This is a genomic window from Roseobacter sp. SK209-2-6, from assembly GCF_000169455.1.
Lineage (GTDB): Bacteria > Pseudomonadota > Alphaproteobacteria > Rhodobacterales > Rhodobacteraceae > Pseudophaeobacter.
Genome location: NZ_AAYC01000008.1, coordinates 206,014 through 212,344, shown reverse-complemented (window position 1 = coordinate 212,344; position 6,331 = coordinate 206,014). Strand labels below are relative to the sequence as shown.

Genomic DNA, 6,331 nt, shown 5'->3' with positions numbered 1-6,331 from the left:
CTCTCATGACTGGCGCGAATACCCTCGAAGCTATTTCGGGCAAAACGGCAGGCTAGATACAGTAGACAAATAGAGGTGGGTTAGGTTCCCGATTGTGATCGGTTCTAGTCAGGTCGGCGAACCAAATGGCGAACCTATTAGTTTCGCTGTCTTAGCTGTCACTTGAAAAAGCGCCGGGTAGGGCGCTTTCTTCTTTGTCACTTTTTCGGCTTGCCCTGCCAAATTCCAGTGCACCGATTTGACCTTAGCCTGGCATTGCGGAGAAAGAGCGGGCTTCTGCAGGATTGTCGCGAGGTGGGCGGCCAATTACATCCTTCAACTCTTCCAGCTCGATGAAGTTGTCAGCCTGACGGCGCAATTCATCAGAAATCATCGGAGGTTGACTGCGGATTGTCGACACAACAGAGACCCGAACGCCCTGGCGCTGCAAGCTGGCAATCAGAGGACGGAAATCTCCATCGCCTGAAAATAGGACGATGTGATCAACGCGCGGTGCAAGCTCCATTGCATCAACGGTCAGTTCAATGTCCATATTCCCTTTGACTTTTCGACGCCCCATGCTGTCAGTGTATTCCTTGGCGGGCTTGGTGACCATGGTGAAGCCATTATAATGCAGCCAGTCAACTAGGGGGCGGATAGGGGAGTACTCATCGTTCTCCAGAAGTGCTGTGTAATAGAAGGCTCGAAGAAGCTTCCCGCGGCGCATGAATTCTTGCCGTAAAAGCTTATAATCGATGTCGAACCCTAGCGATTTGGCCGCCGCATAGAGATTCGACCCATCTATGAACAGCGCAAGCCGTTCGTCTTTGTAAAACATTTAAATTGTCCTTCCGGTAAATCCGGTTTCGCCAATTGTTTCCGTGAGTGTGAGTGTGGATGCAGCGAAACAGGGTGGACTTATTCTAAGTACTTTGCCACCTGCTTCAAGTGTAGCTTTATCGTTAAATGGGGTCAAAAGTGACCAAAAACTGCAAAAATGTGATCATCGCGCTTGGCGGCAATCTGCCTTTGGGCGAAACGCCGTCAAAGGATATACTTGAGGCTGCATTCCTCGAACTCACTCTCCTATTCGGAGAGAGTAGCCAGAAATCTCGGCTTTTTCAAACCCCTTGTTTCCCCGCGGGAACAGGTCCGGACTATATAAACGCCGTATTTACATGTTTTTCAGAGCTTTCGCCCGAAGAAATTTTGCAGCATCTGCATGTTATCGAAGCAAAATTCTCACGTTCGCGCGAGCAGCGTTGGGGAATGCGTACCCTGGACCTGGATCTTGTTGCGGTAGATGATCAGGTTGAACCCGATCTGCCGACCTACCAGCAGTGGCTGGATTTGCCCCTGCAGGAGCAGAAAGTTCAAGCGCCCAAGCAACTGATTCTTCCGCACCCGCGGTTGCAGGAAAGAGCATTTGTTTTGGTCCCGTTGTGCGATGTTCAACCCAATTGGATGCACCCCGTTTTGGGGAAAAGGGCGGCTGAGCTTTGCGCAGAGTTGCCAAAAGACGAAATAGCTGCGGTAACACCGTTGAAATGACCTGTTTTGCGCTGTTTCAGCGCTTGTCAATATCGAGATTAGGGCGTAAAACTCGCCTTTCCGGACCCACTTTGATTTTGGAGAGTCGCCTATGGCCCGCGTGACGGTTGAAGACTGCGTAGACAAGGTACCCAACCGCTTTGAGCTGGTGATGCTGGCTGCACATCGCGCCCGAGAGATTTCGGCGGGTGCCGAGCTGACGGTTGAGCGTGACAATGACAAGAACCCTGTGGTGTCCCTTCGCGAGATTGCCGACGAAACGCAAAGCGCGGATGAGCTGCGCGAACGTCTCATCGAGAGCAATCAAACCCAGATTGAGGTGGATGAGCCCGAAGAAGATTCGATGGCCCTGCTGATGGGTGCGGAAAACGACAAGCCTGTCGAAGACGATATGTCTGAAGAAAAACTGCTGCGTGCTCTGATGGAGGCCCAGGGGCAAGGCTGATTTAGGCTGTGCCACGATCTGAGGCTGCGGACCGGATATGATTTCACCAGAAGACCTGATTGCTCTGGTCCGCAACTACAATCCGAAGTGCAACGCGGAACGCATCGCTGATGCCTATGCCTACGGCGAAGAAATGCACGAGGGGCAGTTCCGCCATTCTGGTGAGCCCTATTTTACGCATCCTGTTGCAGTTGCCGCAATACTGACCGAACAGCGCTTGGATGATGCAACGATCATCACTGCGCTGTTGCATGACACCATCGAAGACACCAAAGCATCTTATGAGGAGGTCGCGAGTCGCTTCGGTGATGAGGTGGCTGGCCTGGTGGACGGCGTCACTAAGCTGACTAACCTGCAACTTTCCAGCCGGGAAACCAAACAGGCAGAGAATTTCCGCAAGCTGTTCATGGCGATGTCCAAGGACCTGCGGGTGATTCTGGTGAAGCTGGCCGATCGTCTGCACAATATGCGCACCATCAAGGCGATGCGTCCCGAAAAGCAGGCGCAGAAGGCACGCGAAACCATGGATATCTATGCGCCGCTTGCGGGTCGCATGGGGATGCAGTGGATGCGCGAAGAGCTGGAAGATCTGGCCTTCAAGGTTCTGAATGCCGAGGGGCGCCAATCCATTATCCGCCGCTTTGTGACCCTGCAGCGCGAGACGGGGGATGTCATCCACCGGATCACGGGCGATATGCGAGCCGAGTTGGTGAAAGCCGGGATCGAAGCAGAGGTATTTGGCCGTGCCAAAAAACCCTATTCGATCTGGCGGAAAATGCAGGAGAAGGACCAGGGCTTCTCTCGCCTCTCTGACATTTACGGCTTTCGGGTCATTACAGCCTCCGAGGCAGACTGTTATGGAGCGCTCGGCGCGATCCACCAGCGTTGGCGGGCTGTTCCTGGCCGCTTCAAGGATTACATCAGTCAGCCAAAATCCAATGGTTATCGTTCGATCCATACCACCGTTTCTGGCCGTGATGGCAAGCGGGTGGAGGTACAGATCCGAACCCGGCAGATGCATGATGTTGCAGAAACCGGGGTTGCTGCGCATTGGTCCTATCGGGACGGTGTTCGGTCCGAAAACCCCTTTGCTGTGGATCCCGCCAAGTGGATCGCATCGCTGACAGAGCAATTTGACGCCGAAGATGATCACGATGAGTTTCTCGAAGCGGTTAAGCTTGAGATGTATTCGGACCAAGTCTTCTGCTTCACCCCCAAAGGCGAAGTGATCAAACTGCCCAAGGGTGCCACACCAATCGATTTCGCCTATGCGATCCATACCCGTATTGGCCATGCCTGTGTCGGGGCCAAGGTGGACGGCATCCGGGTCCCGCTTTGGACACGTATTCGCAATGGGCAATCGGTTGAGGTGATCACCGCAGAGGGTCAGACACCACAGGTCAGTTGGTTGGAAATCGCTACAACGGGTAAAGCACGCACCGCGATTCGCCGGGCGCTGCGTCAGGCTGATCGGGCGCGATTTGTGAAGCTGGGCCATGAGCTGGCGCGCTCCGCCTTTGAACATGTAGACCGCAAGGCAACTGATAAGGCACTGGAAACAGCGGCGCGTGGGTTGCGCCTCAGCTCGGTCGAAGAGCTTCTGGCGCGTCTCGGCTCTGCCGAGATTACCGCACATGATGTGGTGCAGGCTGTTTATCCAGAGCTGAGCTCGGACGAGGGAGACGCAGTATCACCTCGGCGTGCGGTGATTGGACTTGAGGCTGGGCAAGGATTTGAGCGCGCACCCTGCTGCCAGCCCCTGCCAGGTGAGCGGATCATTGGAATCACTTACCGGGGCCGTGGCGTGGTTGTGCATGCGGCGGATTGTGACCGGTTGAGTGAATTCGACGAACAGCCAGAGCGTTGGGTGGATGTGCATTGGCACAGCGGTACTCACCAGGCTGCCTATGGCACGACCCTGGAACTGACGATCGGCAATGATGCAGGGGTCCTGGGACGTATTTGCACATTGATTGGCGAGAAAAAGGCCAATATCTCAGACCTCGAATTTGTTGATCGGAAACCAGACTTTTACCGCCTCGTGATAAATGTTGAGCTTAGGGATGTGGAGCAGCTGCATTCCTTGATGCTTACATTAGAAGCCGAGAGCCATGTCGCCGAAGTAGCGCGTTTCCGGGAAAAGCCGGAAACCCGTTCCATCTTGGGGTAATTGCGCGGTTGGAACTGATAAGGACGCAGGACTTTGGTATTCAGGCGCCGGGATAGACGCCCAATCTTGCGCGCAGTCGCGGATTTCTTCTGGCCTCGTGGAGGCTGGGGGCGAGCTTTCCTGTATGTCAAACATCGCGTTCGCCGCTTGCCAGATTCGCCTGAGAGGATCGCCCGCGGGATTTGGGCCGGGGTTTTCACCACTTTCACGCCCTTTTACGCCTTCCATTTCATTGTCGCGGCACTGATCGCACGCATCATGAATGGGAATATTCTCGCCGCCCTCAGTGGGACCTTTTTTGGCAATCCGCTGACCTATGTGCCTATTGGCGTTGCCTCTTTGCAGACAGGTCATTGGCTGCTTGGGACTGAATATCAGGAAGTGGATAAATCCCTGGTTGGCAAGTTCTTTGATGCAGGCAAGGACCTGAAAGACAATCTTTTTGCGCTGTTCATGGATCAGCCAGCGGATTGGCAGGGACTTTACCTCTTTTATGACGAGGTCTTCTTTCCCTATATGGTGGGCGGCGTCATTCCCGGCGCGATCACGGCGACGGTCTGCTATGTGCTGAGCTTGCCAGTTATCCGGGCCTATCAGCAGCACCGCCGCACCCGTATCAAGGCCAAGTTTGAAGCTATTAAAAGGCGCGCGGAACTGGAGGCTGCCGGTGGCGAGACCCTAGAGACCAAACCCAAGCCCAAGGGAAAGCTGCCGCTTGGGCGGATTCGCCGCGCGAAATAGCGTTTGCGGGGTTGTCCTTGCGCGCTTTGCTACTAGTCTCTGCCCTAGATAAATTCCAATTCAGGACATGACACATGGCTCAGAACGCTTTGCGCTTGGGGGTTAACATAGATCACGTTGCGACGGTGCGTAATGCGCGGGGTGGTGACAACCCGGATCCCGTTCGTGCGGCGATTCTAGCGCAGAATGCAGGGGCGGATGGGATTACTGCCCATCTGCGCGAAGACCGCCGCCATATTATCGACAGCGACATTGATGGTTTGATGCAGGCTCTGCGTATCCCGCTGAATTTCGAAATGGCGGCAACCGAAGAGATGCAGAGTATTGCCTTGCGTCACAAGCCCCATGCGGTTTGCCTGGTGCCCGAAAAACGCGAAGAACGTACCACCGAAGGTGGGTTGGATGTGGCAGCCAATGACAACGCCTTGGCGGATTACATCTCCCCCCTACGCGATTCAGGTAGTCGAGTGTCCATGTTCATTGCTGCGGATAAGGCCCAGGTGGAAGCAAGCCATCGCATTGGTGCACCAGTGATTGAGCTTCATGCAGGGGCCTATGCCGATGCCTGGGCAGAAGGACGCTGGGAAGAGCGGGATCTTGAGTTGGCCAAGATCACCGAAATGGCGGCATTTGCCCATGATCTAGGTCTGGAAGTCCATGTCGGTCACGGCCTCACCTATGAGAGCGTTGGTCCCATTGCCGCCCTGCCACAAGTGAGAGAGTTGAATATCGGTCACTTCCTGATGGGCGAAGCCATGTTTGTTGGACTACCCGCAGCCCTGGCCGAGATGCGCCGCTGCATGGAACAGGCCCGCGCATGATTGGGCCGGAATGGGCAGCGCTCTGGGTGGCTTGGGTACTGGCTGGCGGCAGCCCTGGGCCAGCCACGCTGTCAATTGCGGGAACTTCGATGAACACCGGACGACGCGCGGGGGTGATTTTTGCACTGGGCATTCTGTTTGGATCTGCCTGTTGGGGATTGGCGGCGGCGGCTGGCCTAAGTGCTGTCATGCTGGCCAATGCCTGGATCTTTGAGATCTTGCGCTATTGCGGCGCGGGTTACCTGCTGTTTCTGGCGGCAAAATCCCTGCGTTCTGCACTGAAACCAGACGCGCCTCTTGCGCAGCGCGCTTATGGCGGTAGCGCTAGGCAGATCTTCAGCAAAGGCGCGCTGATCCACCTCACCAACCCCAAGGCAATCCTGTCCTGGGCTTCAATCTATTCTTTGGTTTTGCCCGCAGGATCGTCTCCTGCAGAGGTTTTTGGGTTGTTTGCCTTTTTGTACTCCGGCTCAATTGTGATTTTCATTGGCTATGCCTTCCTGTTTTCCACTCCAGGTGTGGTTGCGGGATATATGCGGATGAAGCGCGGTTTCGAATTGGTCTTTGCCGGGTTCTTTGGCTTTGCCAGCCTGAAAATCTTTACAGCCAAGCTCGAAGGCTAAG

At 55.0% G+C, this 6,331-nt stretch carries 7 protein-coding genes; 6 read left to right on the top strand and 1 reads right to left on the bottom strand.

Going from position 1 to position 6,331, the window contains the following annotated elements:
* Nucleotides 1-244: 244 nt before the first annotated feature.
* Complete coding sequence (locus RSK20926_RS13875; protein ID WP_008207618.1) at nucleotides 245-817, bottom strand: LabA-like NYN domain-containing protein; 573 nt, start codon at nucleotides 815-817, stop codon at nucleotides 245-247.
* Between the two features lie 128 nt (nucleotides 818-945).
* On the opposite strand from RSK20926_RS13875, the gene folK reads away from it, so the two are divergent.
* From folK to RSK20926_RS13845, 6 genes are all read left to right on the top strand, one after another.
* On the top strand, nucleotides 946-1,530 hold the full coding sequence (gene folK, locus RSK20926_RS13870; protein ID WP_008207617.1) for a 2-amino-4-hydroxy-6-hydroxymethyldihydropteridine diphosphokinase: 585 nt from the start codon (nucleotides 946-948) through the stop codon (nucleotides 1,528-1,530).
* A 91-nt stretch (nucleotides 1,531-1,621) separates the two neighbouring features.
* Nucleotides 1,622-1,975 (top strand): DNA-directed RNA polymerase subunit omega, encoded by a 354-nt coding sequence (rpoZ, locus tag RSK20926_RS13865; protein ID WP_008207615.1) that lies wholly within the window; start codon nucleotides 1,622-1,624, stop codon nucleotides 1,973-1,975.
* 37 nt (nucleotides 1,976-2,012) lie between these two features.
* Entirely contained in the window at nucleotides 2,013-4,145 is a 2,133-nt protein-coding gene (locus RSK20926_RS13860) for a RelA/SpoT family protein (protein ID WP_008207613.1), read from the top strand.
* A 33-nt stretch (nucleotides 4,146-4,178) separates the two neighbouring features.
* Nucleotides 4,179-4,886, top strand: a complete 708-nt coding sequence (locus RSK20926_RS13855) for a DUF2062 domain-containing protein (RefSeq protein WP_083805795.1) — start codon at nucleotides 4,179-4,181, stop codon at nucleotides 4,884-4,886.
* 74 nt (nucleotides 4,887-4,960) lie between these two features.
* Nucleotides 4,961-5,707 (top strand): pyridoxine 5'-phosphate synthase, encoded by a 747-nt coding sequence (locus RSK20926_RS13850; RefSeq protein WP_008207610.1) that lies wholly within the window; start codon nucleotides 4,961-4,963, stop codon nucleotides 5,705-5,707.
* A complete protein-coding gene (locus tag RSK20926_RS13845; protein WP_008207608.1) occupies nucleotides 5,704-6,330 on the top strand; it encodes a LysE family translocator in 627 nt (208 codons plus the stop codon). The genes RSK20926_RS13850 and RSK20926_RS13845 overlap by 4 nt, the downstream gene beginning before the upstream one ends.
* Nucleotide 6,331 lies beyond the last annotated feature (1 nt).

Excerpts from the sequence above, each read along its gene's own strand:
- RSK20926_RS13875 (WP_008207618.1), bottom strand. The coding sequence starts at position 817 with ATGTTTTACAAAGACGAACGGCTTGCGCTGTTCATAGATGGGTCGAAT.
- folK (WP_008207617.1), top strand. The coding sequence starts at position 946 with ATGGGGTCAAAAGTGACCAAAAACTGCAAAAATGTGATCATCGCGCTT.
- rpoZ (WP_008207615.1), top strand. The coding sequence starts at position 1,622 with ATGGCCCGCGTGACGGTTGAAGACTGCGTAGACAAGGTACCCAACCGC.
- RSK20926_RS13860 (WP_008207613.1), top strand. The coding sequence starts at position 2,013 with ATGATTTCACCAGAAGACCTGATTGCTCTGGTCCGCAACTACAATCCG.
- RSK20926_RS13850 (WP_008207610.1), top strand. The coding sequence starts at position 4,961 with ATGGCTCAGAACGCTTTGCGCTTGGGGGTTAACATAGATCACGTTGCG.
- RSK20926_RS13845 (WP_008207608.1), top strand. The coding sequence starts at position 5,704 with ATGATTGGGCCGGAATGGGCAGCGCTCTGGGTGGCTTGGGTACTGGCT.